Source organism: Nocardia sp. NPDC127526 (assembly GCF_042672265.1).
In the GTDB taxonomy this organism is placed as follows: domain Bacteria; phylum Actinomycetota; class Actinomycetes; order Mycobacteriales; family Mycobacteriaceae; genus Nocardia.
Genome location: NZ_JBHXVO010000020.1, coordinates 79465 through 105622, shown reverse-complemented (window position 1 = coordinate 105622; position 26158 = coordinate 79465). Strand labels below are relative to the sequence as shown.

General features: G+C 68.6%; 28 protein-coding genes and 1 pseudogene. 15 read left to right on the top strand and 14 right to left on the bottom strand.

Annotation, left to right across the window (positions count from 1 at the left end):
• Positions 1–35 precede the first annotated feature (35 nt).
• The 4 genes from ACFVIV_RS27175 to ACFVIV_RS27160 are packed head-to-tail and all read left to right on the top strand — an operon-like array spanning position 36 to position 4309.
• Positions 36–1085 carry a 3-oxoacyl-ACP synthase III family protein gene (locus tag ACFVIV_RS27175; protein WP_379201005.1) on the top strand — a complete coding sequence of 350 codons (1050 nt, stop codon included), beginning with the start codon at positions 36–38 and terminating at the stop codon, positions 1083–1085.
• Positions 1086–1099: 14 nt separating this feature from the next.
• A complete protein-coding gene (locus tag ACFVIV_RS27170) occupies positions 1100–1996 on the top strand; it encodes a hypothetical protein (RefSeq protein ID WP_379201003.1) in 897 nt (298 codons plus the stop codon).
• A gap of 16 nt (positions 1997–2012) precedes the next feature.
• A complete protein-coding gene (locus ACFVIV_RS27165) occupies positions 2013–2765 on the top strand; it encodes a glycosyltransferase family 2 protein (protein ID WP_379201001.1) in 753 nt (250 codons plus the stop codon).
• Entirely contained in the window at positions 2762–4309 is a 1548-nt protein-coding gene (locus ACFVIV_RS27160; RefSeq protein ID WP_379200999.1) for a class I adenylate-forming enzyme family protein, read from the top strand. The genes ACFVIV_RS27165 and ACFVIV_RS27160 overlap by 4 nt, the downstream gene beginning before the upstream one ends.
• Here ACFVIV_RS27160 and ACFVIV_RS27155 read toward each other — a convergent pair.
• Both ACFVIV_RS27155 and ACFVIV_RS27150 read right to left on the bottom strand, forming a co-directional pair.
• Entirely contained in the window at positions 4296–5660 is a 1365-nt protein-coding gene (locus ACFVIV_RS27155) for a hypothetical protein (RefSeq protein WP_379200997.1), read from the bottom strand. The two genes, ACFVIV_RS27160 and ACFVIV_RS27155, sit on opposite strands and share 14 nt — an antisense overlap.
• Positions 5661–5744: 84 nt before the next feature.
• Positions 5745–6137 carry a hypothetical protein gene (locus tag ACFVIV_RS27150; RefSeq protein WP_379200995.1) on the bottom strand — a complete coding sequence of 131 codons (393 nt, stop codon included), beginning with the start codon at positions 6135–6137 and terminating at the stop codon, positions 5745–5747.
• A gap of 180 nt (positions 6138–6317) precedes the next feature.
• Here ACFVIV_RS27150 and ACFVIV_RS27145 point away from each other — a divergent pair, with 180 nt between their 5' ends.
• Genes ACFVIV_RS27145 through ACFVIV_RS27135 form a run of 3 tightly spaced genes read left to right on the top strand, consistent with a single transcriptional unit; the run spans position 6318 to position 7994 of the window.
• A complete protein-coding gene (locus ACFVIV_RS27145) occupies positions 6318–6644 on the top strand; it encodes a hypothetical protein (protein WP_379200993.1) in 327 nt (108 codons plus the stop codon).
• On the top strand, positions 6625–7164 hold the full coding sequence (locus ACFVIV_RS27140; RefSeq protein WP_379200991.1) for a DUF6879 family protein: 540 nt from the start codon (positions 6625–6627) through the stop codon (positions 7162–7164). Before ACFVIV_RS27145 ends, ACFVIV_RS27140 begins: the two co-directional genes overlap by 20 nt.
• Positions 7161–7994 carry a DUF5753 domain-containing protein gene (locus ACFVIV_RS27135; RefSeq protein WP_379200989.1) on the top strand — a complete coding sequence of 278 codons (834 nt, stop codon included), beginning with the start codon at positions 7161–7163 and terminating at the stop codon, positions 7992–7994. Before ACFVIV_RS27140 ends, ACFVIV_RS27135 begins: the two co-directional genes overlap by 4 nt.
• A gap of 3 nt (positions 7995–7997) precedes the next feature.
• On the opposite strand, the gene ACFVIV_RS27130 is transcribed toward ACFVIV_RS27135, so the two are convergent.
• Positions 7998–9170: an Ig-like domain-containing protein gene (locus ACFVIV_RS27130; RefSeq protein ID WP_379201093.1), complete on the bottom strand. Its 1173-nt coding sequence runs from the start codon at positions 9168–9170 to the stop codon at positions 7998–8000.
• A gap of 132 nt (positions 9171–9302) precedes the next feature.
• Positions 9303–10394: a UDP-N-acetylmuramate dehydrogenase gene (locus tag ACFVIV_RS27125; protein ID WP_379201091.1), complete on the bottom strand. Its 1092-nt coding sequence runs from the start codon at positions 10392–10394 to the stop codon at positions 9303–9305.
• A 44-nt stretch (positions 10395–10438) separates the two neighbouring features.
• Between ACFVIV_RS27125 and ACFVIV_RS27120 the strand changes: the two genes are divergently transcribed.
• Genes ACFVIV_RS27120 through ACFVIV_RS27110 form a run of 3 tightly spaced genes read left to right on the top strand, consistent with a single transcriptional unit; the run spans position 10439 to position 12244 of the window.
• A complete protein-coding gene (locus tag ACFVIV_RS27120; RefSeq protein WP_379200987.1) occupies positions 10439–10924 on the top strand; it encodes a DUF2505 domain-containing protein in 486 nt (161 codons plus the stop codon).
• Between the two features lie 31 nt (positions 10925–10955).
• Positions 10956–11471 (top strand): DUF2505 domain-containing protein, encoded by a 516-nt coding sequence (locus ACFVIV_RS27115; RefSeq protein ID WP_379200986.1) that lies wholly within the window; start codon positions 10956–10958, stop codon positions 11469–11471.
• The gene (locus ACFVIV_RS27110) at positions 11441–12244 is read left to right on the top strand and encodes a class I SAM-dependent methyltransferase (protein WP_379200984.1); all 804 of its coding nucleotides are present in this window, start codon (positions 11441–11443) and stop codon (positions 12242–12244) included. The genes ACFVIV_RS27115 and ACFVIV_RS27110 overlap by 31 nt, the downstream gene beginning before the upstream one ends.
• On the opposite strand, the gene ACFVIV_RS27105 is transcribed toward ACFVIV_RS27110, so the two are convergent.
• Both ACFVIV_RS27105 and ACFVIV_RS27100 read right to left on the bottom strand, forming a co-directional pair.
• On the bottom strand, positions 12178–13725 hold the full coding sequence (locus tag ACFVIV_RS27105; protein WP_379200982.1) for a hypothetical protein: 1548 nt from the start codon (positions 13723–13725) through the stop codon (positions 12178–12180). The genes ACFVIV_RS27110 and ACFVIV_RS27105 overlap by 67 nt on opposite strands.
• A 101-nt stretch (positions 13726–13826) precedes the next feature.
• A complete protein-coding gene (locus tag ACFVIV_RS27100; protein WP_379200980.1) occupies positions 13827–14429 on the bottom strand; it encodes a type IV toxin-antitoxin system AbiEi family antitoxin domain-containing protein in 603 nt (200 codons plus the stop codon).
• Positions 14430–14820: 391 nt separating this feature from the next.
• Here ACFVIV_RS27100 and ACFVIV_RS27095 point away from each other — a divergent pair, with 391 nt between their 5' ends.
• Positions 14821–15540 (top strand): DUF2993 domain-containing protein, encoded by a 720-nt coding sequence (locus ACFVIV_RS27095; RefSeq protein WP_379201089.1) that lies wholly within the window; start codon positions 14821–14823, stop codon positions 15538–15540.
• 6 nt (positions 15541–15546) lie between these two features.
• On the opposite strand, the gene deoC is transcribed toward ACFVIV_RS27095, so the two are convergent.
• Positions 15547–16224, bottom strand: a complete 678-nt coding sequence (gene deoC, locus ACFVIV_RS27090; protein ID WP_379200978.1) for a deoxyribose-phosphate aldolase — start codon at positions 16222–16224, stop codon at positions 15547–15549.
• 53 nt (positions 16225–16277) lie between these two features.
• Between deoC and ACFVIV_RS27085 the strand changes: the two genes are divergently transcribed.
• From ACFVIV_RS27085 to ACFVIV_RS27075, 3 genes are all read left to right on the top strand, one after another.
• On the top strand, positions 16278–16832 hold the full coding sequence (locus tag ACFVIV_RS27085) for a GNAT family N-acetyltransferase (RefSeq protein ID WP_379200977.1): 555 nt from the start codon (positions 16278–16280) through the stop codon (positions 16830–16832).
• A 52-nt stretch (positions 16833–16884) separates the two neighbouring features.
• Positions 16885–17775: a formyltetrahydrofolate deformylase gene (gene purU, locus ACFVIV_RS27080; RefSeq protein WP_379200975.1), complete on the top strand. Its 891-nt coding sequence runs from the start codon at positions 16885–16887 to the stop codon at positions 17773–17775.
• Positions 17776–17892: 117 nt separating this feature from the next.
• Positions 17893–19314, top strand: coding sequence for an FAD-binding oxidoreductase (locus ACFVIV_RS27075; protein ID WP_379200973.1), 1422 nt, complete (start codon positions 17893–17895; stop codon positions 19312–19314).
• On the opposite strand, the gene ACFVIV_RS27070 is transcribed toward ACFVIV_RS27075, so the two are convergent.
• On the bottom strand, positions 19307–20038 hold the full coding sequence (locus tag ACFVIV_RS27070) for a helix-turn-helix domain-containing protein (RefSeq protein WP_379200971.1): 732 nt from the start codon (positions 20036–20038) through the stop codon (positions 19307–19309). The genes ACFVIV_RS27075 and ACFVIV_RS27070 overlap by 8 nt on opposite strands.
• 224 nt (positions 20039–20262) lie before the next feature.
• Here ACFVIV_RS27070 and ACFVIV_RS27065 point away from each other — a divergent pair, with 224 nt between their 5' ends.
• Positions 20263–21078 carry an alpha/beta fold hydrolase gene (locus ACFVIV_RS27065; protein WP_379200970.1) on the top strand — a complete coding sequence of 272 codons (816 nt, stop codon included), beginning with the start codon at positions 20263–20265 and terminating at the stop codon, positions 21076–21078.
• 43 nt (positions 21079–21121) lie between these two features.
• Here ACFVIV_RS27065 and ACFVIV_RS27060 read toward each other — a convergent pair.
• The 6 genes and pseudogenes from ACFVIV_RS27060 to ACFVIV_RS27035 form a co-directional block, all read right to left on the bottom strand.
• Positions 21122–21988 (bottom strand): annotated as a pseudogene (locus ACFVIV_RS27060) (SDR family oxidoreductase).
• 144 nt (positions 21989–22132) lie between these two features.
• A complete protein-coding gene (locus ACFVIV_RS27055; protein WP_379200968.1) occupies positions 22133–23131 on the bottom strand; it encodes an alpha/beta fold hydrolase in 999 nt (332 codons plus the stop codon).
• Positions 23132–23274: 143 nt separating this feature from the next.
• Positions 23275–24255: an alpha/beta fold hydrolase gene (locus ACFVIV_RS27050; RefSeq protein ID WP_379200966.1), complete on the bottom strand. Its 981-nt coding sequence runs from the start codon at positions 24253–24255 to the stop codon at positions 23275–23277.
• Positions 24256–24420: 165 nt separating this feature from the next.
• Positions 24421–24717 carry a DUF2516 family protein gene (locus ACFVIV_RS27045; protein ID WP_379201087.1) on the bottom strand — a complete coding sequence of 99 codons (297 nt, stop codon included), beginning with the start codon at positions 24715–24717 and terminating at the stop codon, positions 24421–24423.
• Positions 24718–24840: 123 nt separating this feature from the next.
• Positions 24841–25512, bottom strand: a complete 672-nt coding sequence (locus tag ACFVIV_RS27040; RefSeq protein ID WP_379200964.1) for a heparin-binding hemagglutinin — start codon at positions 25510–25512, stop codon at positions 24841–24843.
• Positions 25509–26060, bottom strand: a complete 552-nt coding sequence (locus ACFVIV_RS27035) for a helix-turn-helix domain-containing protein (protein ID WP_379200962.1) — start codon at positions 26058–26060, stop codon at positions 25509–25511. The genes ACFVIV_RS27040 and ACFVIV_RS27035 overlap by 4 nt, the downstream gene beginning before the upstream one ends.
• Positions 26061–26158 lie beyond the last annotated feature (98 nt).

Here is a 26158-nt window from a genome sequence, read left to right as displayed (position 1 = left end):
TCGCCCGCAACTCAGTTCGGTTTGGAAGTGAACACATGGCGAGAACTCGCATCGAGGCCATCGGGTCATATCTGCCCACCGCGGAGGTGTCGACGGCGGAGTTGCTGGCGCAACTGGCCGTCGAATCGCCCATCGACCTGGAAAAAGTCAGCGGGGTTCGGGCGCGGCGGCGCTGCGGCACCGATAGCGAAGGCCGGGCGGAGGATTCATTCACCGTCGCTATGGCGGCCGCGCGCGGCGCATTGGCCAATTCCGGCTACTGTGCCGCCGAGCTCGACATCGTCATCTCCTGCTCGATTACCCGCATTCGCGGCGACGAGTTCTGCGTGGAGCCGTCCTTCGCGCTCATGCTGCGCAATGAACTGGGCGCGGCGGGCGCGATCCACTTCGACGTGTCCAATGCCTGCGCGGGCATGCTGACCGGAGTTCTGGTGCTGGACCGCATGATTCGTGCGGGTACGGTGCGGCGCGGGCTGGTGGTGTCCGGGGAGTACATCACGCCCATCTCCGATACCGCGGTACGCGAGATGTCGGAGAAATACGATCCGCAATTCGCCTCGCTGACCGTGGGCGACGGGGCGGCGGCGGTGATCCTCGACGACCGGGGCAGCGCGGACGAGGGCATCGACTACATCGAGCTGAATACCAGCGCCGCCTTCGCGCAACTGTGCCTGGGCATGCCCTCGGATCGCACGCCCGGAATCGCGCTCTACACCGACAATCGGGCCATGCACAACGAGTCGCGGTATCTGCTGTGGACGACGCGGCAACGCGATTTCCTCACCGCGCGCGGTACCGATTTCGCCTCGGAGAACTACGAATACGTGATTCATCATCAATTCAGCGGTCCCGCCGTGGAATTGATCAACAAGATCGCCGAACGCGAATTCGACGCGCCCGTTCCGCCCGGTCCGGCTGTGCTGGACCGCTACGGCAACACCGCGTCCACCTCGCATTTCGTGGTTTTGCACGACGCGTTGAAACAGGACCGGATAGCGTCCGGTGCGAAAGTACTGATGGTGCCCGCCGCCTCCGGTGTCGTAGCCGGGTTCCTATCGGTGACTCTCGGCGAACTACGGGTGTGATGAAGATGGCTATCGTGATGTCCTCCGTTGCCGTGGAAATGGGCGGCGGCAGCTCCATCGAACAGGCCGCGGCGGCCGCCCGCCGCGCGATCTCGGAGGCGGGCAGCACTCCGGAACGGATCGACGCCCTGATCAATACCGGCGTGTACCGCGACTCGAACATGGTGGAACCGGCCATGTCCGCGCTCATCCAGCAGCAGGCCGGGATCGGGCTGGAGTACCGCAGCGGGGATGTGCCCTGCCTGTCGTTCGACCTCATGAACGGCGCGTGCGGAGTGCTCAATGCCATTCAGGTGAGCCAGGCGCTGCTGGCGGCGCCGACCGTGGAACGGGTGGTCATCGTGTCGGGGGACGCCCACCCGTCGAAATCGCCGGAACCGCAACCCGGGTTCCCGATCAAACCGGTCGGCGCCGCGCTCATGCTCGAAAAAGGTAACGGGTCAGCGGGTTTCGGCGCGCTGCACATCAGCTCGACCGACGGCGTTCCCGCCGCGGCCGGATTCGTGCGGCTGTCCGAGATGGGCTCCTCCGGGCGGTCGACCATCACCGTCGACCGGTCGGTGAATACCACCGAAGAGATGCTGCACCATGCGGTGTCGGCGGCCAGCGAGGCGCTCGAGGTAGCCGATTCCGCCATCGAGCGAACCGTGCTGCTGTGCAATCGGCCCACGCCCGAGTTCCCGGCGCTGCTGGCCGGCCGTCTCGGGCTGCCCGTCGAAGCCGTGTGCACCGATGCCATCGAAGGCTGGGCCGATCACCACACCGGCGACGCCCACACCTCCGCCCTGCCCACCGCTTATGTGGCGGCCCGCGACGCGGGACGGTTGGATGGAGCCGACGTGGCGCTGTTCGTGGCGGCCGGCGCGGGACCCGCCGCGGCGGCCATCGCCTACCGGCTGCCGAAAGTTTGAGCCGGGAGGACCATCGGTGAGCAGACTCTGGGTGATCGTGCCCGCCTACAACGAGGAACACGGCATCACCGCCACCCTGGACGCGCTCGCCGCCCAGCAGGATCGGGACTTCACGCTGGTCGTGGTGGACAACAACTCCACCGATCGGACGGTGGACGTGGTGAAGGCGTTCGCCGTGGCGCATCCGGAGATGACCATCGAGGTCGTGCACGAGGAGCAGAAGGGCACCGGCGCGGCCTCCGACACCGGGATGCGGCATGCCATCGCGGCCGGGGCGCGGCGGCTGGCGCGCACCGATGCCGACTGCCTGCCCGCGCCGGACTGGACGACGCGCATCCACGCGGCCTTCGACGCCGGGCTGCGATTGATCAGCGGGCAGCTGATTCCGCGCACGGACGAGGGCGTGCGCTGGCGGGATCGGACGATCATCCGCGTGGTGCTCGAGGTGGCGTCCACCTTCGGCAAGTTCCGGCCCGGCAATCAGGACCCGCGCTATCTCGGGCCCTATGTCATGACGCCCGGCTGCAATATGGCCATCACGGCCGAACTGTACGAAGCCGCAGGCGGATTCCCGCGCACGGCCATCGAGGACCTGCACGAGGACCGGGCGCTGGTGAACGCCGTGCGCATGCTCACCACCGACTACGGCCTGCGCCGCGATGTCCGGGTCCTGGCCTCCAATCGCCGGGTCCGCGCGTGGGGCGTGCGGCGCACGCTCGAGTGGTATGCCGATCACCGCTACAAGCCGGAGTTGGTGGATATCCGGTGACCGCACCGGGTCCCGCCGCCCAGACGGATTTCGTCGCGCTATTGCGGGAACAGGCGCGACGGCATCCGGACGCGCCCGCGCTCGGCATGATCGGCGCGCCGCCGCTCACCTTCGCCGAACTCGAGGCCAGGATCGCGACCACCGCTAAGCGATTGCACGACAATGGTTTCCGGCCCGGGGATCGGATGCTGTTCTCGATCCGGCCGTGCGCCGATGCGGTGGTGCTGGCCTTCGGGACCATCGCCGCGGGCGGCACCATCGTCTTCGTGGATCCGGGTGTGGGGCCGGAGTTGTTCGCGCGCCGCATCGAACTGGTCCAACCCGCTTGGGCGGCAACGGAATCGCTGCTCTATTCGCTCAGCGGGCCGGCGAACCGGCTCGGCCGCGCACTGGGGCTGTCGCTGCCGGCGTTCGGGCGTCTGCCCGTCCGGCACATTCACAGCGGGCCGCGGCTGCCCGGCACGCCGTCCGCGTCGATTCCGCTGCGCAAGCTGCTCGGCTCCGAAGCGGGCGCGGGCGGGGCGGCGGTCGCCAATCCGGAGGCCGAGGCGCTGATCGTGTTCACCTCCGGGACCACCGCTGCACCGAAAGCCGTTGTACACACCCGTGGTTCGCTCGGCGCGGGTTTGGCGGCCATGGCGGGGCGCAGCACGCTCGGCCCGGGCACGCATCTGCACACCGAGCAGTTGATGATGGGGCTGCCCGCGCTCATGGCCGGGGCGCGCTGGTCCATGCCGCGGTATCCGCGTTTCGGGACCCATATCGACCCGATCGGATTCGCGCGCACCCTGGACGGTGCGACGCATGCGTTCTTCACGCCCGCGGATCTGGCGGTGGTGCTCAACACCATCGAATCCGGCCGGCTGACCGCGCCCACCACATTGCGCGAAGTCTCGCTCGGCGGTGCGCCGGTGACCACCGCGCTGCTCCGCCGGGCGCGCGCGGCGCTGCCGGATTGTGAATTCCTGGCCATCTACGGCATGACCGAAATCCTGCCGGTGGCAATCACTTCCGGAACCGCCAAGCTGGCGTTCGAGGACGCGGGCGATCCGCTCGGAGCACCGGTCACCGGTGTCGACGCGCGCCTCGCCGACGACGGCGAGCTGATTCTGTCCGGCCCCAACCTGTGCCGCGGCTATCTCGGCGAACCGGAGCTGAAGGAGATCCACACCGGTGATCTGGCGCGCTTCGACGGGGACACCGTGATTCTCATGGGCCGCAAAAAGGACATGATGATCCGCGGCAAGACCAATATCTATCCCGGGCTGTACGAACCGGCCATCACCGCGGTCGACGGCGTGCGCCAGGCCATCATGGTCGGGATTCCCGACGAGATCGGCGATGAGCGCATCGTGCTCGCCGTGGTCGCCGATCCGGGCGCGGCCGATATCGCGGACCGGTTGCGCCGCGAATTGCCTTCGCTCATCGACACTTCCGCGCTACCCGACGAGATCGTCGTGGTTCCGGAGATCCCGGTGAGCGGCCGCACCCGAAAGCCCGACCGCGCCGCCCTGCGAGCGCGGCTCGCGGCTACCGCGCGCTGACCTGCTCCACCAGCGAATCCGGGCGCGCCGTCAGCTCGCCGAGCACCCGGTCCGCGAAGGCTTCCGCCTCGCGGCCGGTCAGCATGCCGTCGACATAGCAGAATCCGAACTGCATCTCCCGGTGCGCGGTCGTGATCGCCACGGTCAGCGCGCTCACGCAGGAATTCGACGCCGCCAGCAGCAGGCCCGACAGCTCCCACTCCCCCACCCGGTCCGGGAACTCGACCCGGCCCAGATTGGTGACCGACACATTCCACGGCGCGCGCCGATCGATCAATTCGACTATGCGCCAGCCGGATTTCACCGATCGCGGCGTCCCGAACCGCATGCCCGCCACCGTCGCCAGATGCCGCCGCTGCCGCACCCCACGCGCCACTTGGCGATTCACCGATCGCGCCATATCCCACAGCGACATTCCCGGCCCGTAGCGCACGAATCCGGACAGCACCGGTGCGTAGATTCCCAGTTCGTCCCGATCCGGCTGCGGCACAAGCGCATCCCGGAAGTCCACGGGGGATCCGATACCCACGACCCCCGCCGCCTCCGGCCCCGCGCGCTCGGCCACCGCCCGCGCCACCGCCGCCGCCAGCGCGCCGTGCACCGTCACACCCGCGCGGCGGCAATCGGAGGTGAGGCCGGCCACGGCCTCGGCCTCCAGCACCCGGTGCACGATTCGGGTCCGCCGGTGCCCCAAGGGGACCGGTCGCGTGCCGCGCAGCCGTCGCGGCCGCAAGGCCAGGGCTGCCAGCTGGTCGTACAGCGTCGTATACGCGTAGCGCCAGAACCCGCGCGCCCCAACCGGAATGAGCTCGTCCGACGGCGGGATCGGCAGCCGTCCGGGCGAGACCGCGGCGTCGCCCCGTCCCTCGACCGCAGCGGGAGGATCAGCGAATTCGATCAGCTTGCGCAGCGCCGCCACGAGCGAGCGGCCGTCCACGATGACGTGCGAGATCGTGAGAATGATGTCGTGCTGTTCGGCGGGCGTATCCGGATGCCGGACCACATCCACCACCCGCGCCAGGCCCATCCCCACCTCGAAGCCCTCGACCATCTCCGCATCGAGTTCACGCAGCCAGGCTTCCGGATCGGCGGAAACCACCCGGCGCACCGGTAGCCGCGACTCGGCCAGCCCACCGAAGCGCGGCCCGCCCGCCGTATCCCGCACTCCCACCCGCAGCAGCGGATACTCCGCCACCAGTGCCGCCGCCGCTCGTTCCAGCCGTTCCAGCGGCAGCCGCCCGTACAACCGCACCCGCCCACTGCAATTGGCGGGCGAAATCTGATCGATGATCCAGAACCACCGCTCCGAGGGACTCAATGGCCGCGCGAAAGTCATTGCCGCCGTTGCCACTCTCGCAACCACTGCCCGACCTCTCCGCTGCGCTCCCCTGCGCGAAACGATAGTGGGCACCCGTCCGAATCGCGACCCGGCCGATCAACGACCGCTCACGGTAATCACCTCGACCTGCCGCACCAGCGATTCGGGAATCCTCCCACCGTCGAAATGCTCGGGCCCCGCCACCACGACGGCCTCGGCATCCAGCCGCTTGGCCTGCGCCTTCAGCCGAGCCAGCGGCGCCCGACCGCTTCCAGGGTCGTACACCACCATGCCCGCGAAGTCGTACCCGAGCCGTTCGGCGAGCTCCCGAATCCGCGACTCGTCCCAGAGTTGCGCAATCCCGGACACATCCGTCCGCAGATAACCCAATGCCGTCGGCCTGTACCGCATCTCCACCCCTTCATCCCGCTCTGCATCGGCTTCGTCTTCGTAGACGCGGGTCTCCAGGACGCCGCCGGGAAACGCCACAAGTTGTGTACGCCAAACCATCTCGACTCCAGCCAGATCCGTGGTCTGTTGCGTCGACGCTAAGTTCCCGTACGACAGCGACTCCAGAAGTTTGCACGACTTTGATTTATTTTCTTCATGCGGTCGTGGCTCCGAGCAGGGCGGAGGATCATTGAACGCAGCATGGAAAGTCCGTGCACAGCACACGACGGGGGTCGAATCATGTGCTTGAAATTCCTCGGCAAGGGCGGATCAGACGTCACCGGATGCCCCAGCCTCTATGCCACCGGCAATGGCTATCTCGCACAAGGCTGGAAGACCGACCGGCCTGAAACCATTGAAATTCCCCATCTACTGCTCGGGTTCCTGGAGCCGGACACCTACATCGGGACCACACTGACCGACACGGGCCGTGGGACGTTCACGCTGACCGGCAGGCCGATCACCGACCCTGAAACACTGAGCCAGTTGGATCTGGCCGATGACGAGACGGCCATTGCCGTGCCGATGACACGGAGGACGGTTTACGGTGCAGTACTTGCAGAATGACCCGGCGGTATGGGCGGAGCTCTTTCGCGGATGCAAGGAGCAGGCGTTTCATTTCGAGGTCAGAGATGTCTACGGTGTTCCACAGGAGTCCGAACCGCTGCGCCGGTTCTTGAGCGGTGAGCCCCCGCTGGTGGACGACTACAAGAGCGATTGGCTCGAGCTGGTGCGGGAAACGACCGGGCGCGGTATCGCAATGGGCCGCATACGGGTGGTCACGGTCCCGCACAGCGACTATCAGCGGTGGCTGTTGTCGGTGACCGACAGCAATGTCGCGGCCGGCGAGGATATCCGTTATGTCCCCAGGCATCTGGCCGGGGAGGTGCCGCCGGATGACTGGTGGATGTTCGACAGCGAACGGGTGGTGTTCAACCTGGCCGCCGAGAACGGTGCTTCGGCACCGGCAATGGCCGCCAGCACCGATCCACGGATAATCGAGTACTGCCAGGGTGTGCGGCAACGGCTCTGGGAGCTTGCCGTTCCCTATTCGGAGTACGTCGAGAGCGACTACGCACGGCGGTGACTTCGGGATTCGATGAGGCACAGGAAGCTCTCGGGGCGCGGCTCCGAGAGCTTCGCCGACGGGCGGGGCTCAGCGGCCGCAAGCTGGCGGCGCTGTCCGGGTGGCATGAATCCAAGGTCTCCAAGATCGAGTACGGGCGAATCAGGCCATCGGATGCGGACATTCGGGCCTATTGCGAGCATTCTGGCGCGGCGGATCAGCTACCCGACCTGCTGGCGACGCTGCACACCATCGACACCGCCTATCTGGAGTGGCGGCGGATTCTCGGCACGGGCCTGAAGCGCCGCCAGCAGAAGTCGCTGAAGATCGAAGCGGCCGCGACATTCCTGCGCGGCTACCAGACGCAGGTCGTGCCCGGCTTGCTGCAGACAGCGGAGTACGCGACCGCGCTACTGAAGCGGTCCATCGAGTTCCACCGGATCCCCGATGATCTGGACGAGAGCGTTTCGACTCGCATGGAACGGCAGCGCATCCTCTACCAGCGCGATCATCGGTTCCACTTCCTCCTCGCCGAGCAGGCGCTCTATTCGACCGTGGGCTCCGACGATGTGATGGCCGGTCAGCTCGATCGCCTGGCATCGATGATCGGAATGCCCCGCGTGACCCTCGGAGTCATCCCCGCGGTCGCCGAAGTGCTGGTCGTGTCGACGAGTTTCGTCCTGTTCGACAACCGCATGGTCATGGTCGAGGGGACAGCGGCCGAGCTGACCATTACACAGCCGCGCGAAGTCGCCCTCTACGGCCGCGCCTTCGATACGCTCGCGCGCCAAGCCGTGACCGGCAAAGCGGCGCGCGAGCTGATCATGAGCGCTCTCGGCAAGCGGCGCTGAAGGTCAGTTGCCGGCCGGGGGCTGGGGAGCCAGCGGGGTGGCGCTGACGCCGGAGGAATTGTCGTTGTCCAAGGCGGACATGGACTTCCAGGTGTTCCAGTCGATGGTCCAGTCGTAGATGTCGCCGTCGGCCGCGGAGAGGGGGATGCGGGTGCCGGTCACCTCGACGGGATCGCCGTAGAGGGCCGTCGGGAAGTACTGCTGGGCGTCGCCGGGGCTGAGGTTGATGCAGCCGTTGGTGACGTTGGTATTGCCCTGGGCGGAGAGGGATTCGGGGTTGGCGTGGATGAACTCGCCATTGTTGGAGATGCGCACGGCCCAGCGTTCGCGGACGTTCTCGTAGTACGGCGGGTTGGACATCATGAAGTCTTCGTACTTCTCGGTGACCACGTGAATGCCGGAGCGGGTGACATTGCGGTCCTCGTTGCCTTCGCCGTAGGAGACCGGGAAGTCGAAGATGACCTGGCCGTCGCGGACCACCTGCATGCGGTGGCTGGGGGCGTCGCCCTTGACGATCTGGGCGCGGCCGATGCGGAAGTCGGAGGTGAGGTCGGCGGCGCCGTAGGAGCCGTCGCCCATTTTCTGGCCGTAGAGCTTCAGGTCGACGTGCACGGTGGTGCCGGGCACCCAGTATTCGCGGGGCCGCCAGTGGGCGCGGGAGCCGCCGTTGTCGTCGGGCAGCCAGGCCCAGGAGCCTTCGGCGCCGGGGGTGGTGGTGACGGTCATGCGGCGTTCGACGGCGGCCTTGTCGTCGATGTGCTTGTTGAACTGCACGATGATCGGGGCCGCGATGCCGACCTCTTGGTTGTCGGCGATATTGATGGTCGCCGAGATCTGGTTCTTCGGCGTCAAGGTGGTGAACTTGGAGTCGATGGCCACCGGCTTGTTGTCGGTGCCGACGGCGGTGCCGGACCAGGTGTAGGTCACGTTGTAGCCGAGCGGCTCGGTGATCGTGAACTTGGTGCGGTCGGCATTGAATTCGCCGGTGACCTGCTTGCCATTGGGATTGGTCAGCGCCACCTGATCGATGCGGCCGCCGCTCACCGAGACCGAGACGGGCGCGGTGGGGTCGACGTCCTGGGCCCCGTCACCGGGTTCCAGGGTGACCTGCGCGGCGGGCTCGGCGGGCTTGGCGGGACCGCCGCCCTTGTCGGTACTACAACCGGCCACGACCATGACCAGCGCCAGCAGCGCGGCCAGCACGGCGGTCACCCGGCGCACGGACACTCCTCCTCGATTGCTCACTTTCTCGACGATACCGCCGCAAACCGAGTCGGCCGGACGCGGAGAAGTGGCCCGAGACACGTTCTACAGGGCAACACCCACTGTGACAGGTTCCGGTTCGAGGCGGATCCGGAAACGTTCAGCTACTCCTTGGCGAACTGTGCGCGCGAGCGTCACCAGATCCTCGGCGGTGGCCGTCCCCCGATTGGTCAGGGCCAGCGTGTGTTTGGTGGACAGCCGCGCCGGCGCATCCTCGCCCGGGAAGCCCTTGGCGAATCCCGCGCGTTCGATGAGCCATCCCGCGGAGAACTTCACCCCGCCCGCGACGGGCCAGGTGGGCACCGCCACATCCGCCCCGACATGTGTGGCGATCGCCGCCCGCACCGCATCCACCTGAGTGTCCGGTACGACCGGATTGGTGAAGAAGGAACCCGCACTCCAGGTGTCGTGATCGGCCGGATCGAGCACCATCCCCTTGCCCGCGCGCAACCGCAGCACCTCCGCGCGCACCTGCGCGACCGGACGCGATTCGCCCTCCTCGGCCCCCAGCGCGGCCGCCAGCTCGCGATACCGCAGCGGCTCGCTCGAGCCATCGGGGCGCAGCGCGAACTCCACCGCCAGCACCACCGCGTGATCGCTGTGCTTGAGCACCGAAGTGCGATATCCGAATCCCAGCTCCCCCGGCTCGACCCAGCGGATCGCACCGCTCGCCCGATCCAGCAGCTGCACCCGGCGCAGCAGCGTCGCCACCTCCACGCCGTACGCGCCGACATTCTGCACCGGCGTGGCGCCCGCGGAACCCGGGATCCCCGAAAGACATTCGAGCCCGCCGAAGCCCGCCTCGACGGTCGCGGCCACCACGGCATCCCAATTCGCGCCCGCCTCCGCGAGCACCGAGTCGCCAGCGAGGGTCACGCCCGCGGTGGCGATCCGCACCACGACGCCCGCGAAACCCGCATCGGCGATGAGCAGATTCGACCCGCCCGCGATGAGCAGCACCGGAATTCCGGCCGCGTCCAGCTCCCGCACCGTCGCCACCAGCGCTTCGGTGCTCGCGCAGTCGGCCACGATGGCCGGCCCGCCGACCCGCAGCGTGGTCAGCTCCGCCAGCGGGACGGCGGCGCGCAGCCGCGCACCGGTCGCCGCGAGCCGGTCCGCCACGTCGTCGAAGGACACCACCCCAGTAGTACGCACAGCCACAGACGGTAGCCTGTCCGACCATGGCGACACCTCTGGCCTTCACTGCGCACTCGACCCATTCCACCGCCGCCGTGCGCGCGGCCCTCGCCAATGAGCAGTACTGGAAAGACCGCATCGAAGCGGTCGGCGGCCCGAACGCGCGCATCGACTCCATCCAGATCGACGGCGGCAATGTGCGAGTCGAGATGGTGCAGGCCATTCCGGCGGAGGAACTGCCCGCCCAGCTGACCGCGGTCCGCCCCGGCGATCTGATCATTCCGCGCACCGAGACCTGGACCGGCAGCGGCGGCAGCGTCGACGCCTATGTGGAGGGCGCGCCCGCCACGGTCAAGGGCACCCTCGACATGTCCGATGACGGCGCCGGCTCCAAGTTCATCGTGGACGCCGCCATCGAGGTGAAGGTGCCGCTGTTCGGCAAGAAGATCGAGGCGGCCATTCAGGAGAACCTGCTCGATCTGCTGCAGCGCGAAGCCGAGTTCACCGACAATTGGCTGAGTTCGCACTGACGGAGTCTTTCCGGCAGTAGTCTGGGCGATCGTGCCTCGCCGACTCGACTACTCCGCACGCTATCCGCTGCACACCACCGAGGAGGTGTACGCAGCGCTCATGAACCGCGACCACTGGGAGGCGCGGATGGATGAGCTGCGGAAGTACTCGCCCAATGATCTGGTGCGCCTGGAAGCCGGCGATCACGGCATCACCGTCGAGCTGCGCCATGTGCTCCCGCGCGAGAGCCTGCCGGAGATGGCGCAGGCGATCATGGGCAAGGACATGGTGATCAGCCGCACCGAGACCTACGGACCATTCGGACCCGAGGTGACCGGCACTTATACCGCCGAGATCCCGCGCGGTCCGGGCACTCTCGGCGGCAGCACGCACCTGTTCCCCACCGAGACCGGATGCACCCTGCGCACCTCCTCCCGGGCCGAGGTGCTCATCCCGTTCCTGGGTCGCAAGCTCGAGCAGATGATGCTGGTGAACCTGATCGACCTGTTCCGCGCCGAGGCGAAGGTGACCCAGCAGTGGCTGGACGAGCGACACCCGGTCGGCTGACCAAACCCCTCGGAACGATCACCCGCGGCACCACCGGCATCAATCGACTGCGCCGCGGGGACCGCTGGCTCGTCCACGACGCACTGATCGCCAAGAGATTGCTGGCCCCCGCCGAGCCGCCGCTCGTTGTCGATCTGGGCTACGGTGCGAGCCCGGTGACCACCCTCGAGCTGGCGGCGCGACTGCGCACGCTGCGGCCCGACCTTCGCGTCACCGGACTCGAAATCGATCCCGAGCGCGTGGTCCCCGGCCGCGACGGCGTCGTCTTCGCCCGCGGCGGTTTCGAATTGGCGGGCCTGCGGCCGAATCTGGTGCGGGCCTTCAATGTGCTGCGGCAGTATCCGGAGGAGGCGGTCCCGGACGCCTGGGGGACCATCCTGTCCGGTCTGGCGCCCGAGGGGCTGCTCATGGACGGAACCTGTGACGAATTGGGCCGCCGCTGCGCCTGGATCATCCTGGATCGCGACGGGCCGCTCTCGCTCACCCTGGCCTGGGATCCGTTCACCGTGGACAAGCCCTCCGATATCGCCGAGCGGCTGCCGAAAGCCTTGATCCACCGCAATATTCCGGGCGAAGCCGTGCACGCACTGCTCACCGCCGCCGACCGCGCGTGGACGCACGCCGCGCCGCTGGCGCCCTACGGCCCGCGCATCCGGTGGCGGCAGGCCGCGAACCTGCTGCGCGAGCAGGGCTTTCCGCTGCGCGTCTACCGGCGCCCGACGCGCGACAATATCCTGACCGTGCCGTGGAAGGCGGTCGCGCCGCTCTCCTGAGCCAGATCGCGCAGCGCCTGCACCGATCCGGAGACCGCGGCGGGCGCGAGCAGTGAGCGCGGGGCGAAGGGCTGCCGCCAGAGCCCGCCGTGCGCGGCGCCATTACTGAACAGGGCCTCCGGATTTCGATCCGGTCCCGGGGCGGGATCCATCACATCGGCGACCAGCTTGGCCGCCAGCAGCGTCCGCGCCGTGCCCGGATCGAAGATCTCGATGCCGAAGCGGGTGGCCGCTCGGTAGGCGGCCGTCCGCCAGACACTCTCGTCGGTGCCGGTCGTCCAGGTGGGCGGGGCCACGGTATAGGACACGGCGTGCCCCGCCGAGCGGGCCAGCACCGCCCGCCAGCGCGGGAGTCGCTGCGCCAGGGCGTAATCCGGTCCCGCCAGATAGGGCAGATTGTCGAACAGGCTCCACTGCGCGCCCTCCGCATCGCGGACCGGATCGGTGTAGTTGAGCCGGTACAGCGAACTCGGCGCCAGGCGATGCAGCAGATCCTGGGCGGTGCCGCGAATCCCGCGCCGCGCCAGCTGTTCCCGCGCGGCGGCGACCACCGACTCGGGGACGGCGTAGCAGTCGGTCGGCGAGCCCAGCCAGGCCAGCGCGGCATCCGGATGCCGGCGCAGCACCGACTCGGCCAGCACGTCCGAGGCCGCGGCGATCCGCAGGCCGGTCGCGCCGGGCGAGCCCGCGTACAGGCCGAGCACCGGCCGGGCATCGGTGTGGGTGGCGATCCAGTGGGCCAGCGCCGGAAAGCTTCTGGCGATATCGGCGCCCGGCCCGGTGGCGGTGACCGGGAAGCTCATGGCGCCCGCACCGGCGCGGGCCAGCGCGCACAGCCGCTCCCAGCGCCCGCGGCCGGGCAGATCCAGCGCGAGCACGTCCGCACCCCAGGCCAGCAGTGGTTGCAGCGGGCTCAATTCCGCGCCCGCGCCGACGAGCACCACGCGGAAACCGGGTAGCCGCAACCATTCCGGATGATCGACCACCCGTCGCACCGCAGCGGTGAACCCGGGTTCGAGAATGCCGTGCCGCTCCCAGGCGTCGAGCTGCTCGCGTAATGCGTCCTCCGCCAGCAGCTTTCCCTGCCACGGCAGCTCGAGCCGCCCGGCCGGCGCGGCGATCCCGGCGACCTCGCGGGTTTCCAGGGGTGTCGCCGCGGCCTCGGCCTCCAGATCGACCGCTTCCAGCGAGGTGACGGTGCGGCCGGTCGCGAAGCGCAGCATGGTGCGCATCGAATGCAGTCCGGCCCGGGCGATGCCGAGTGAGATCAGCGGTGCGCTCACCGCCAGCGCGGTCATGCCGCGGAAGCTGTACCGATGGTCGTGCCGCCAGTTCCGGCTGGTCTCCACCGATTGCGCCAGATCGGCGTCATAGGGCCGCACCGCGTCGGCGACCACCGCCGCGGAGAACATCTCCGCGATCTGATCGGGCGGGCCGGGCGGAAAAGCCAGATCCCACATGCCAGTGCCGACCGTCCCCATGCTCGATCACATTGCCACGTCAACAGCCCGCGCGAAACTCGAGACGAGCACGCGATACCCGCCACGCGGCGCCGCGTAGATCGGGCGGTCCGGGGAACAGCTCAGACACGGATCAGGGCGCGGTGCAGGCGAGCAGCCGTCGGGGGCGGGAGAGCGCTACTGGCGGAACGTATCTCGGCGCGCGCACAGCGGTGGATGGCCACCGCGTCGGCCACCACCTCGTCCAGCGCGGACTGCCCGATACCGGCCTCGGCCAGGTCCAGGACCGTGCGCAGCGGCGTCGTCACCAGGAAGGCGCCCGCCGACTCCACATCCGTGCGGGCGAAGGCGCGCCGCAGCACCACCAGGCGCGGAGAGAGCGGGAACCGGCCGATGCGGGCGGACATGTGCACGAACCGCGGCCGCAGCCGGCCCAGACCGTGCAGTTCGGCTGCGCTGTGATGGGAGACGGCCGCGGCCCCGTCGAACCACGCCGACCACATGGCGTACTCGTCCAGCGGCCCCTCCGGCCAATCGCCCAGGCGCAGCAGTCCGACCCCGGCGCGCACCACCGACCCGTCGCGCAGGGCGTCGCGAATGCGGTTCTCACAACCCGTGTGCAGCACCTGCCGCGTGGTGAAGTACCCGGCGTGCTGCCCGGCCAACTCCCGTAATAGTCGCCAACTGTCTTCCGGATCCTGCTCCGCCGCGGGCTGCCCAGCCATGGAAACCAGGCTACGCCGACCGCTGTGTGTTATGTCACAATCCGGTGGGACCCTAGCGACACCTCACCGGAAGCACAGAGCCCGCACAGAAACTTTCGGAAGAATCGGCCGCATGAGTTCGAACCCCACCTCGGACGACGCAGGCAAGAACAACTCGGGCGACCAGACCGAGCAGCTCGGCGCGCAGCCGCCGGTGAGCGATACGCGGGAAACCGAAGTGCTCGGCCGGCACGACACCAAGGCGCTGCATCCGGGTGAGGCGGCGTACGCGGCGGAGGCCGGGGCGCTACCGAGCGATTCCTACGGCCCGGTCACCGGCGGCTACCAGCAGCCGCCGCTCACACCCCCGCCGCCGGCGAATCCGGCTGGTGGACAAGGAGGCCCCTCCGGTATGCGCCGCAAGCGGACCCTGCTCATCATCGGCCTGGTGGTGGCCCTGCTCGCCGTGGCCGGGCTGGCCGGCGGCGAGGCCTATGCCCGCCGCTCGGTGGAGAACTGCATCGCGTCGGGCTTCGAGGCGGAGATGGGTTCCCAGATCGATGTGTCCTTCGGCTGGAAGCCCTTGCTGATCACCATGTTCGACGGGAAGGTCGGCAAGGTGACGGTGGACAGCGACGACACCAAGTTCGGCCCCGCCGTCGGCATGGTCGTGCACGCCACCTTCAATGACATCGAGGTGAAAGACCAAGGGCGCCAGGGCGGCACCATCGGCAGCTCCTCGGCCGACGTGACCTGGAGCAACGACGGCATCACCAAAACGCTCGGCGGGCTGGTGTCGAACACCACCTCCGATCCCGCGGCCGGGACGCTGAACTTCGCGGTGCTGGGCGGTATCGCCGAATTGCAGGTGAAGCCGAAGGTGGTCGGGGACAAGGTCGAGGTGGAGACCATGTCCGCCAGCCTGCTCGGCTTCGGACTGCCCACCGATCTGGTCTCGGGCATCGTGGATCTGCTCTCGCAGAGCCTGCAGAGCTACCCGTTCGATATGAAGCCCACCGCCGTCAAGGTCACCACGGACGGCCTGGCGGTCACCCTGGACGGCGGGCGCAGCGAACTGCCCGCCCCGGACAGCAGCAAGACCTCGCAGCAGAGCGCCAACTACCGCTGCTGAGCGCGGTCAGGCCGGAAACCCTTCCAGCACTTCACGAGAGCGCGACAATCCCAACCGCGTGGCGCCGGCGGCAATGAGCTCGGCCGCCGCGTCCGCGGTGCGGATACCGCCGCTGGCCTTCACCCCGAGCCGGCCGCCGACCGTCTCCGCCATCAATCGCACCGCGTGCGCGCTCGCGCCGCCGGCGGGATGGAATCCGGTGGAGGTCTTCACGAAATCGGCCCCGGCCTGTTCGGCCGCCCGGCACACCTCGACGATCTGCTCATCGGTCAGCGCCGCCGATTCGATGATCACCTTCAGCAGGGCGCGATCGCCGATGGCCTCGCGCACCGCGACGATATCGGCGAGCACGGCGTTGTAGTCGCCGGCGCGGGCCGCGCCCACGTCGATGACCATATCCACCTCGGCCGCACCCTGATCCACCGCGAGCCGCGCCTCGGCGCCCTTCACCAGCGAATGATGTTTGCCGGAGGGGAATCCCGCGACGGTGGCCACCACCAGACCGGGTGCGCGCACCGGCAGCATGGACGGTGAGACGCAGATTGCCAACACGCCTAGCTCTCGGGCCTCCTTGATCAGCGCGTCGACATCCGAAGCGGTCGCTTCGGGGGCGAGCAGGGTGTGATCGATCATCGCGGCCACGTCCGCACGGGAAATCCGGTCCATGAGCACCGAGTTTGGCATATCGGTAGCGAATTTCGTTGCGGGCCGCCGCCGCCGTCGCGCACACTCGTAGGGTGCTGATCCGTCGTGAACGACCCGGCGATGCCGCCGCGATCGACGCGGTGCACCGCAGCGCATTCGCCGCCCACTACGCACCCGCCAACGGCGACCGGCCCGAGACCGCCGCCCGCCTGCCCGCGGACCCGCCCGAAGTGGCCCTGGTCCGGCAGCTCCGCGACAACTCCGCCTGGATGCCGACACTGTCCATGGTGGCCGTCCAGCACGATGACGTCGTCGGTCACGTCTGCCTCACCCGCGCCGGAATCGGGCCGTTTCCGGTGCTGGCGCTCGGCCCCATCGGGGTCCGCACCGACCATCAGGGCGGCGGGGTCGGCTCCGCGCTCATGCATGCCGCCCTCGGCGCGGCCGACGCCCTCGACGAGCCGTTGATCGGGCTGCTCGGCAGCCTCGACTACTACCCCCGCTTCGGCTTCGTGCCGGGCGTGCGGCTGGGGATCGTCCCGGACGAGGCCGACTGGACCTCGCACTTCCAGGTGCGGCCATTGAGCGCCTACGAAGCCGAGATCACCGGCGAGTTCCGCTACGCGGATCCCTTCTACGAGCTCTGAGCGCCTCACCCCGGCAACTCGACGGCGTACCGGTCCTGGGAGGATTGCCGGTATGAGTTCCACCCCCGGCAACCCTGATGATCGTCGTTACGTGCTGACCCTGGGCTGCCCGGACCGTCCGGGCATCATCGCCCGCATCACGTCCTTCATCGCCGATTTCGGCGGTTCGATCGTCGAGGCCGGATACCACTCCGACCTGGAGACCGGGTGGTTCTTCACCCGTCAGGCCATCAAGGCCGCCACCGTCCCGTTCCCGCTCGAGGAACTGCGCGACCGCTTCCTCGCCGTCGCCGCCGAGCTGGGCCCGGAAACCGAGTGGCAGGTGCACGACTCCGGCGAGAAGCGCCGCGCCGTGCTGCTGGTCAGCAAGGACGGCCACTGCCTGCACGATCTCCTGGGTCGCGCCTCCAGCGGCGAACTGCCCGCGACCATCGAAGCCGTCATCGGCAACCATCCGGACCTGGCCCCCACGGCCGAGGCGCACGGCGTGAAATTCCACTACGTGCCCTTCCCCAAGGATCCCGCCGAACGCGGCCCAGCCTTCGAACAGGTCCGCGCCCTGGTCGACGCCCACGACCCGCACGCCGTGGTCCTGGCCCGCTTCATGCAGGTCCTCCCCGAGAGCCTCTGCGAGCACTGGACCGGCCGCGCCATCAATATCCACCACAGCTTCCTGCCGTCCTTCGTCGGCGCCCGCCCCTACCACCAGGCCTTCGCGCGCGGAGTGAAACTCATCGGCGCCACCTGCCACTACGTGACGGCCGAACTGGACGCCGGCCCCATCATCGAGCAGGACGTCTCCCGCATCGACCACGCCGACACCGTCCACGACATGGTCCGCCAGGGCCGCGATATCGAACGCGTGGTTCTCGCCCGCGGTCTGCGCTGGCACCTGGAAGGCCGCGTCCTCGTCCACGGCCGCCGCACCGTCGTCTTCAACTGACCCCACCGGTCAAGATCCGATCAGCAGGCGATCACTTTCGGCTCCGCGCACGGTTTTCCGGCGCTGAGCGCTGATCTCGGGTCGATACGTTGGGCGGCAGTCATCGAGGAGGAATGGATGAGTGCCGACCACCGCACGGATCGTGTGGCGCCGAGACTGAATCGCCGAGGTCTGCTGGTCATGGGCGGTGGGCTGGTCGCGGCGGCGTGTGCGCCGGACGGCCGGGCGGCGGGCGGGGACGAGCGGCTCCGGTCGGCCGTGCGCGGGCGCGTATTGCTGTCCGGGGACGAGGGTTTCGAGCAGGCGCGGCAGCCGTGGAATCTGACGGTCGAGCAGTCGGTGCGGGCCGTGGTCGAGCCCGCCGATGCCGATGACGCGGCGAGGCTGGTCCGGTACGCCCGCGATGCGGGGCACACGCTGACCGTGCAATCGAGCGGCCACGGCGCCTCCGATGCTCTGGCCGGGGCAATACTGGTGCGCACCAATCGATTCGACGAGGTGCGGGTGGATCCGGGCGCGCGCACCGCGCGGGTGGGCGCGGGCGCTACCTGGGCCCGGGTGCTGACCGCCCCGGGGGCGCACGGGCGGACCGGCGTGACCGGCAGCGCGCCCCAGGTCGGGATCACGGGCTTCACCCTCGGTGGCGGATTGAGCTGGTTCTCCCGCAAATACGGTTGGGCCGCGGACAATGTCACGGCATTCGAGGTCATCGACGCCGACGCCCGGAAGCTGCGGGTGACCGCCTCGTCGGAACCCGATCTGTTCTGGGCGCTGCGGGGCGGCGGGGGCGACTACGCCATGGTCACCGCGCTGGAGTTGGCATTGCACCCGGTTCCCGCCCTCTACGGCGGACGGATGGCGTGGCCGGTCGACCGTGCCCGGGAGGTCATGGCGGCCTTCCGGGAGATCGTCGCCGGCGCGCCCGAGGAGCTGACACTCTGGTGCAGCCTGTCGCAATTCCCCAATGCCCCGGCACTGATCAGCGTCAGCGTCACCTACCTCGGCGATGCGGGGACGGGACAGGCCCTGCTGGCACCGCTGGACCGCATCGGCGGGCGAATCGCGGATACCCGTGCGCTGATGCAGCTCACCGATATCGGCACGATCACCGCGGAGCCGACGAAGCCCACCCCCAGCCTCCATCACACCGCGCTGCTGACCGATCTCACCGACACCGTCGTCGAAACCCTGCTGGCCGAGTCGATTTCACCGCTGGTCAGCGTGCAGATCCGGCATCTCGGCGGCGCGCTCGCGCGCCCGTCGGACAGCGCGGCGGGCGCGGTGCCCGAACCGTTCTGCCTGACCTGCTACGGGCTGGCGACGAACCCGTCCGCTGCCACCGAATTCCAGAAGCGGGTCCGCGACTATCTCGGCCGACTCGGCCTGATCCCCAGTGGCCGTACCCCTTTCAGTTTCCTGGCGCCCGGTCAGAGTGCGGCGGACGCCCTCGGCGCGGACACGCTGGCCAGACTGCGCGACATCAAACGCGACCGCGACCCGAAAGGCGTTTTCCGCGCCAACTTCCCGGTCCTCACCTGACGGAATCGCTTTCGACGCGGTCCGGTTGGATCCGCTCCCACTCGTCCAGCGCCTTCCCGAGGTATTCGCTGACGAGTTCTACGAATTCGGCGGTGGAGGCGAAGCGGGCGCCGGCGGGTGTTGCGGGGCCGAGGATTTCGGCGCCGCGCTGGGAGGCGGTGGCGAGGATGTCGTTCATCTGGCGGGCCGCGACGGTGGAGCGGAACCAGATCCGGTCGTCGATGACATAGCGCTCGCGGCGCTCGCCGGGCGGGCGTTCACGCGTGACCATTCCCTGCTGTTCCAGGTAGGTGACGGCGTGTGAGACCGAGGCCGGGCTGATGCGCAGGCGCTCGACCAGGTCGGCGGCGGTGAGGGCGCCGGAGTCGGTGACGAGCAGGCAGGCCATCACCCTGGCCATCATCTGCGGCAGGCCCGATCCGACGAGAAGTTCGATGTAGGACTCGGTGAAGTCCTGGACCGCGCTCGGATCGCGGCCGTGGCCGGGCGCGGGGATCGGCCGGGCCGGGGGGCGGGCCCGTTTGCGCCGGCGGGCGCGTTCCTTCGTGGCCTCGTCCGCCCGGTCCGCCTGGTATCCGGTCAAGCCGCCGTTGCGAGTGACCTCTCGCATGATGGTCGACGGCGGACGGCCCAGGCGCTCGCCGATTTCCGTATATCCGAGTCCCTCGGCCAGTCCCGCGGCAATGCGCTGCCGGTCCTCGCTGGTCAGCCTGCCTCCAGGCATCGGCGTCCTCCTCCTCGTTCGCGAGCAAGTATGCAACCGAACGAACCTCATTGCAAAATTCGGCCCGTTGATTACTTTGCGTTCACTTCCATGTTCATTGCAAAATATGCATTCTGCCTTGCCACTGCCACATTTTCTTCGGGATTAGTGTTGACGTATCTGTAAACGCAATCTAGTCTTTGGTCATTGCTTCAGACGGAAGCGAACAAAACTTGGAGGACGCCATGACCCGCTCGACCACCACCACCGCGACCGCCGCCCCTTGGACCGGCATGGTGGCGACCGAGGACACCGCGCTGGCGGTGACCGACACCCGCGGCCCCGGCATCGCGGTCGTCTACCTGAACGGCTGCTACGCCGATCAGAAGCACTGGCAGCAGACGATCACCGAACTCGGCCCGGACTTCCGGCACATCACCTTCGACGCCCGGGCCCGCGGCAAGTCGAAGACCTCGTTCGACTACTCCTTCGCCGCGTGCCTGCGGGATATCGACGCGGTGCTGAACGCCGTCGGCGTGCGGCAGGCGATCCTGGTGGGCTGGTCCTACGGCGCCTCACTGGCCGTGCACTACGCCGAGCAGAACCCCGGCCGCGTGCTGGGCGTGGTCTCCGCCGACGGCGCCATGCCCTACGGCCTGGCCGGCGAGGAGGGCCGCGAGCAGATCCGGAAGATCTTCCGCCGCATGCGTTTCCTGCTGCCGCTGGCCCGCCCGTTCGGCATGGCCGCCCGCATGAGCGCCGACGAGCACGCCGAGATCAATATCGAGATCAATGAAATCTCGGCCACCACCATGGCCGGGGTCCTCGAAAACGTCACGCGCCCCGTGCGTTACGTCCTGGCCACCGGTTCCAACCTCGGCGGCAGCGCGGAGGACATGGCCGCCGCCCGCGCGTCACTCGACCCGATCCTGGCCGCCAACCCCAACATCACCATCAGCGCCCAGGTCCCGAGCAACCACTCCCACATCCTGCGCAAGGACTTCCGCGCCATCGCCGACGCCGTCCGCGCCACCGCCCACCACGAAGCCGCCGCCCGATGACCCCCTGCCCGTGCACCACCCGCCGGCCGGCCGTTCTCGGCCGTCACGCCTGGAAGTCGGCCACGATCTTTGCGACTCGGTCGGCGGCGTACCGGGACCAGCTCGGGTGGGTGGTGACGTAGAGGCGATCGGATTCGATTGCCGTGAGGATGATTTCGGCGGCCTCGGCGGCGGGCATGATGTCATCGGACAAGTGGCCGGCGAACGAGCCGAGGACGCCAGCGAGGCGTTCCCACTGGTCCGGGGTGAGCTGGGCGTACCAGCCTTCGGCGGGCTGGGGCGGGACGGAATCGCCGTCACCCAGCAGGGATTCGAGGCCCTCGGTGGCGCCGCGCAGCAGCTGGGTGTCGACCGGCCCCGGGCAGACCACGGTGACGCCGATACCGGGCGACAGGATGGCCAGTTCGCCCTGCAGGGCTTCGCTGAGCGAGACGACCGCGTGCTTGCTGGCGGTGTAGGGGGCATTGAGCGGGCCGGTGGTGACGCCCGCCAGTGAGGCGGTATTGATGATGTGGCCCCGCCCGGCCGCGATCAGATGCGGGACGAAGGCGCGCAGGCCATTGACCACGCCCTACACATTGACCGACCAGAGTCGTTGCCAGTCCTCGGGTTCCACCAGCCAGATGGGCCCGCCCACACCCATTCCGGCATTGTTGAAGACCAGGTCGACCCGGCCGAAGCGCTCCAGGGTGGTGTCGGCCAGCTGCTGGACCTGCGCCGGATCGGCGACATCGACCGTCATCGGCAGGACATCGGCGCCGATCTCGCCGGCGGTCTTCGCGACCGCGGCTTCGTCGATATCGGCGAGCACGCAATGAATCTCGCGGGCGTGCAATGCCTCCGCGATCGCCCGCCCGATGCCATTGGCGCCACCGGTCACCACCGCGACCTGTCCGGCTTGCAGTTTCATCTCGACTCCCTCGATCGACTATCGGCGGAACTTCTCGAATCACACGACGTGGGCGCGATCCCCCTATATCCACTCTGCCGCAACAGAACTAACCCCGCCCGTGCTTTCGCACGAACGGGGTGAGCGTCGAATGTCGTTGCGGCGTCAGCCCGCGACGGCGATGGAGCCGCGGCGCGCCTTGGCCATCAGGCGGTGCACCTCGGTATTGAAGGCTTCCTCGGCCTCGATGTTCACCAGATGACCGGTGGGGAGGATGAGGTAGCGGTCGAGGTAGCCGGAATCGGCCAGGGTGTCGGCGATTTCGCGGGAGTGCAGCTCGGGGAGCAGGCGGTCGTGCGCGCCGGCGATGACGCTGGTGGGGACCGTCAGATTGGCGGCTGCGCCGTGCATGTCCAGGCGGAGTAGGCCGCGCGCGACCGCGGCGCGCGCGGAGGGACGGCAGGAGCGGACGATGGCGGTGCCGAAGGCGACCTGATCGGCCGTCGCGGCCGGATTGCACAGCCGCGACTTGGCGACCAGGTGTACGGCCCGGCCGCCGGGCAGCGGAAGCGGGGTGCCGAACATGACCTTGGCCAGCCATTCGGGGGCCGGGATCACATCGTTGAACAGCGGCAGCACGGTGGCGCGCTGCGGGATCTGCCGGGCGGCGGTGGTGGCCAGCACGACGGCCGAGGCGCGGGTGGCGACCTGCTCCGGATAGCGCCGCGCCCACGCCTGAATGGTCATGCCGCCCATGGAATGACCGACCAGGGTCGCACGCTGCCCGGGACGCAGTACCGCGTCGAGGACGTCGGAGAGATCGTCGGCGAGCTGATCGGCGTCGAAAGGCCGGGAACCCATGGTGGATTCGCCGTGGCCGCGCTGATCGTAGGCGACCACGCGATAGTCGCCGGCGAAGGCGTTGATCTGCGGGTTCCAGTATTCGATGGCGCAGGACCAGCCGTGGATGAAGACGATGACCTCGCCGTCGGCGGGGCCGTAGGCCTGCACGCGCAGGGTCGCGCCGTCGGCGGTGGTGACGGGGACGACCTCGGCGGGAGCCAGGGTGTTCAGCGACTCGGTCGCGTAGGTGCGGGACCGCAATGCGGTACGGAAGGGGGCGGTCACCATGTCCGCGCCCGCCTCGGGCAGCTTCACCAGCATGAGCACTCCTTTGTGTTCCAGGCCACACTACCGCGTTAGCAGTAGTGCTTGCTAGAGCAAGCAGCAAAAATCTTTCGATCCTGCCGCATGCGGCCCGCTATTCCTGATTACCCGTTCGGCCGCACGGGCATTCATCGACCAAGTCACAAACCGACCGCTTGTGCCGGAATCCCGAACGCGGACTTGGCGACTCGCGCCAGCTCGCCGTTGAACTCCCGGTACGCCTCGACATTCCCGAGGTGGCCGGTGGGCAGAACCAGGTAGCCGTCGAGACTGCCCGCCTCCCTGAGCATGTCGGCGATCCGATCGGTGTGCACCACGGGCGTCATATCGTCCGCGGACCCGGCCACCAGGCTCGTCGGGACGGTCAGATTGACCGCGCCCCGGCCCACATCCAGATACGACAGCAGCGTGCCGAACTTGCCGCGCACCCGCGCCGGGCAGGACCGCACGATATTCATGCCGAAATCGGCGATATCGCCGACCGAATCCAGGCTCATGATCTGCCGCCGGAACAGCCATTGCACGGGCGCGATGGGCGGGAACACCAGGCGCGCGCTCAAACCGAGCAGCCCGACCACGAACGGCAGGCGCAGCAGGCCGCGATTGAACAGCGGCACCACGGTGGTCTCGGCAATGAGATTCCCGGGGGCCGTATTCGTCATGAGCACCGCGAGCGCACGCTGCTCGACCTGCTCGGGGTACCGCCCGGCCCAGGCCTGAATGGTCATGCCGCCCAGGCTGTGTCCCACCAGCACGGCCCGCTGCCCGGGCTGCAACGCCGCGGCCAGCACGGCCGACAGGTCGTCGGCGAGCCGATCGGTGGTGAGCGGGGCGGTGCCCAATTCGCTCTCGCCGTGACCGCGCTGATCGTAGGCGACCACGCGGTACTCGCCGGCGAAGGCGTTGATCTGCGGATTCCAGTATTCGAGGCAACAGGTCCAGCCGTGCACCAGCACGATGACATCGCCGTCGGCGGGCCCGTAGGAATGCACCCGCAGCCGCGCGCCGTCGGTCGCGGTCACCGGGACGACCTCGTACGGCCCGGCGGGCGGATTCAGGTCCGCATTGCCGTAGGTCCGGGTGCGCAGGTCCGCCCGGTGCGATCGCAGCATTGCCCGCATAGGACACTCCTTTGTGTTACTGACAGATACAGTAACCCACCTACGGGTGCGCTAGCTAGAGCTAGCACCAAAAGGGCGTGTCGGGGCCCGGCTCCCGCACCCCCCTCCGAAAAGCAAAAAGGCCGCCGCACCCGACATGGGGTGCGACGGCCCGAGTCGTAGGCGCTACCAGCGCGGACCGCGCTGAATCTCATCCACCTTGGGACGCACATCGGCCAGGTATACGCCGGTCGCGACAATGGCCGCGATGCCCAGCAACCCGACCGGGGTCCGGGCCAGCAGCAAACCACCCAGCGCGGCCGCCAGAATGGCGATCCAGATCGGCTTGCTCAGCTTGTCGACGGCGGTGAAGGCGTCCGGACGCTGCCGGATGGCATGAATCAGCGCGAACACCGTCATGGCGATCGCGCCGAGCTGAATCACGGTCAGAATGATTCCGGGAATTCCCATCACCCGATCCATCATATGCGGGCGGCGCGCCGGTCACCCGCTGAAAACGCGAGCGGCGCGCGCCCCCCGCACACGACCGCGGCCCTCGCACACGGAATGCGCGAGGGCCGCAGCAACTTTCGTGCCCGAGCCGGATTACTTCTTGGCGGCGGGCGCGGCCTTCTTGGCCGGGGCCTTCTTGGCGGGCGCCTTCTTGGCCGGGGCGGCCTTCTTGGCGGCCGGGGCCGGCGCGGCGGGCTCGGCCTCGGTGGTCACGCCGACGACCTCGGCCTCCACGGTCTCCTCCTCGGCCTCTTCCTTGGCCGGGCGGCCCAGCAGCGGGGCGACCTGGTCGGAGACCTTCTCCACGACGTCCTGGGTCTGCGCGACCAGGTCCTTGTAGAGGGACTCGACCTGCTCGAAGCGCTCCTCGAAGGTCGGGTTGGCGCGCAGCTTCTCGACGGTCTCCTCACCGCGGGCGGCGAGATCGGCGTAGAGGTCGAGCAGCGAGTGGTAGTACTGGTCGACCAGCCGGCGCAGCTCCTCGGGGGTGGCCTTCTCGCGCAGCTCGGCCAGGTCCTCGGGCAGTTCGGACGGCAGCGCGGCGACGCGCTGGCGGATGACCTCGACCTGCTCCTGGACGTCGGCCGGCAGGTTGGCGAAACGCTCGCGGGCCTCTTCGACGCGGCCGCTCACATCGGCGGACTGGGCGCGGGTGCGCAGCTTCTCGACAATGTCGAGGAAGGAGGCGTAGATGGCGTCACCGGCGCCGATGCCGGCGTAGAGCGGCTTGGTCACGGTGGCGGTGCTGATCTTCGGTTCGGTCATGGTTCGTTCTCCTGGCGTGGCGGAACTTCGGTTTGGTGCGGAACCTCGTTGTCCCTGGGGGCAGTGCTGCCCCCGATTCCCCCTGGGACGCCCCCCTTCGGGTCCGTCGCGTCCCCTCGGTCCTCGTTCGCCTGGTTCTCCCGGCGGAACGATTCGTAGATGTCCAGGAGCACCTGTTTCTGGCGTTCGGTCAGATGCGCATCGGCCAGCAGCGCGTCCCGGACCGGGCCGTGCGGCCTCTGTTCGAGGTACCCGGCCCGCATGTACAAGACCTCCGAGGACACCCGCAGACCCTTCGCGATCTGCGCGAGCACCTCGGCGGACGGGTTTCGCAGTCCGCGCTCGATCTGACTCAGGTACGGATTGCTCACCCCCGCCAGCTGTGCGAGCTGACGCAAGGAGACCTGGGCGGCCTCGCGTTGCGCCCGGATGAAGCCCCCGATGTCGTGTGCCGCGCTGGCGACGCGGCCCGTCAGGTCTTCGGCGTCGGCGGACGTCTCCGCCTTGTCGCCGTCGGCCGGTTCGGGAACCTCGGGATCGTGTTTCATCACTCACCTTCCGGCGGTTGTACGGTCAATTCTAGAGCGGGGTGCTAGCTCTTGCAAGCAGTCTGCTAGCACCTGATGGGCAAACGCCCGGCGGCCAC

Excerpts from the sequence above, each read along its gene's own strand:
- ACFVIV_RS27065 (WP_379200970.1), top strand. The coding sequence starts at position 20,263 with ATGACCCGCTCGACCACCACCACCGCGACCGCCGCCCCTTGGACCGGC.
- ACFVIV_RS27055 (WP_379200968.1), bottom strand. The coding sequence starts at position 23,131 with ATGCTGGTGAAGCTGCCCGAGGCGGGCGCGGACATGGTGACCGCCCCC.
- ACFVIV_RS27050 (WP_379200966.1), bottom strand. The coding sequence starts at position 24,255 with ATGCGGGCAATGCTGCGATCGCACCGGGCGGACCTGCGCACCCGGACC.
- ACFVIV_RS27150 (WP_379200995.1), bottom strand. The coding sequence starts at position 6,137 with ATGGTTTGGCGTACACAACTTGTGGCGTTTCCCGGCGGCGTCCTGGAG.
- ACFVIV_RS27100 (WP_379200980.1), bottom strand. The coding sequence starts at position 14,429 with ATGGCTGGGCAGCCCGCGGCGGAGCAGGATCCGGAAGACAGTTGGCGA.
- ACFVIV_RS27145 (WP_379200993.1), top strand. The coding sequence starts at position 6,318 with ATGTGCTTGAAATTCCTCGGCAAGGGCGGATCAGACGTCACCGGATGC.
- purU (WP_379200975.1), top strand. The coding sequence starts at position 16,885 with ATGAGTTCCACCCCCGGCAACCCTGATGATCGTCGTTACGTGCTGACC.
- ACFVIV_RS27120 (WP_379200987.1), top strand. The coding sequence starts at position 10,439 with ATGGCGACACCTCTGGCCTTCACTGCGCACTCGACCCATTCCACCGCC.
- ACFVIV_RS27040 (WP_379200964.1), bottom strand. The coding sequence starts at position 25,512 with ATGACCGAACCGAAGATCAGCACCGCCACCGTGACCAAGCCGCTCTAC.
- ACFVIV_RS27175 (WP_379201005.1), top strand. The coding sequence starts at position 36 with ATGGCGAGAACTCGCATCGAGGCCATCGGGTCATATCTGCCCACCGCG.
- ACFVIV_RS27130 (WP_379201093.1), bottom strand. The coding sequence starts at position 9,170 with ATGGTCGTGGCCGGTTGTAGTACCGACAAGGGCGGCGGTCCCGCCAAG.
- ACFVIV_RS27070 (WP_379200971.1), bottom strand. The coding sequence starts at position 20,038 with ATGCCTGGAGGCAGGCTGACCAGCGAGGACCGGCAGCGCATTGCCGCG.
- ACFVIV_RS27105 (WP_379200982.1), bottom strand. The coding sequence starts at position 13,725 with ATGGGGACGGTCGGCACTGGCATGTGGGATCTGGCTTTTCCGCCCGGC.
- ACFVIV_RS27075 (WP_379200973.1), top strand. The coding sequence starts at position 17,893 with ATGAGTGCCGACCACCGCACGGATCGTGTGGCGCCGAGACTGAATCGC.
- ACFVIV_RS27035 (WP_379200962.1), bottom strand. The coding sequence starts at position 26,060 with ATGAAACACGATCCCGAGGTTCCCGAACCGGCCGACGGCGACAAGGCG.
- deoC (WP_379200978.1), bottom strand. The coding sequence starts at position 16,224 with ATGCCAAACTCGGTGCTCATGGACCGGATTTCCCGTGCGGACGTGGCC.
- ACFVIV_RS27045 (WP_379201087.1), bottom strand. The coding sequence starts at position 24,717 with ATGGATCGGGTGATGGGAATTCCCGGAATCATTCTGACCGTGATTCAG.
- ACFVIV_RS27095 (WP_379201089.1), top strand. The coding sequence starts at position 14,821 with ATGCGCCGCAAGCGGACCCTGCTCATCATCGGCCTGGTGGTGGCCCTG.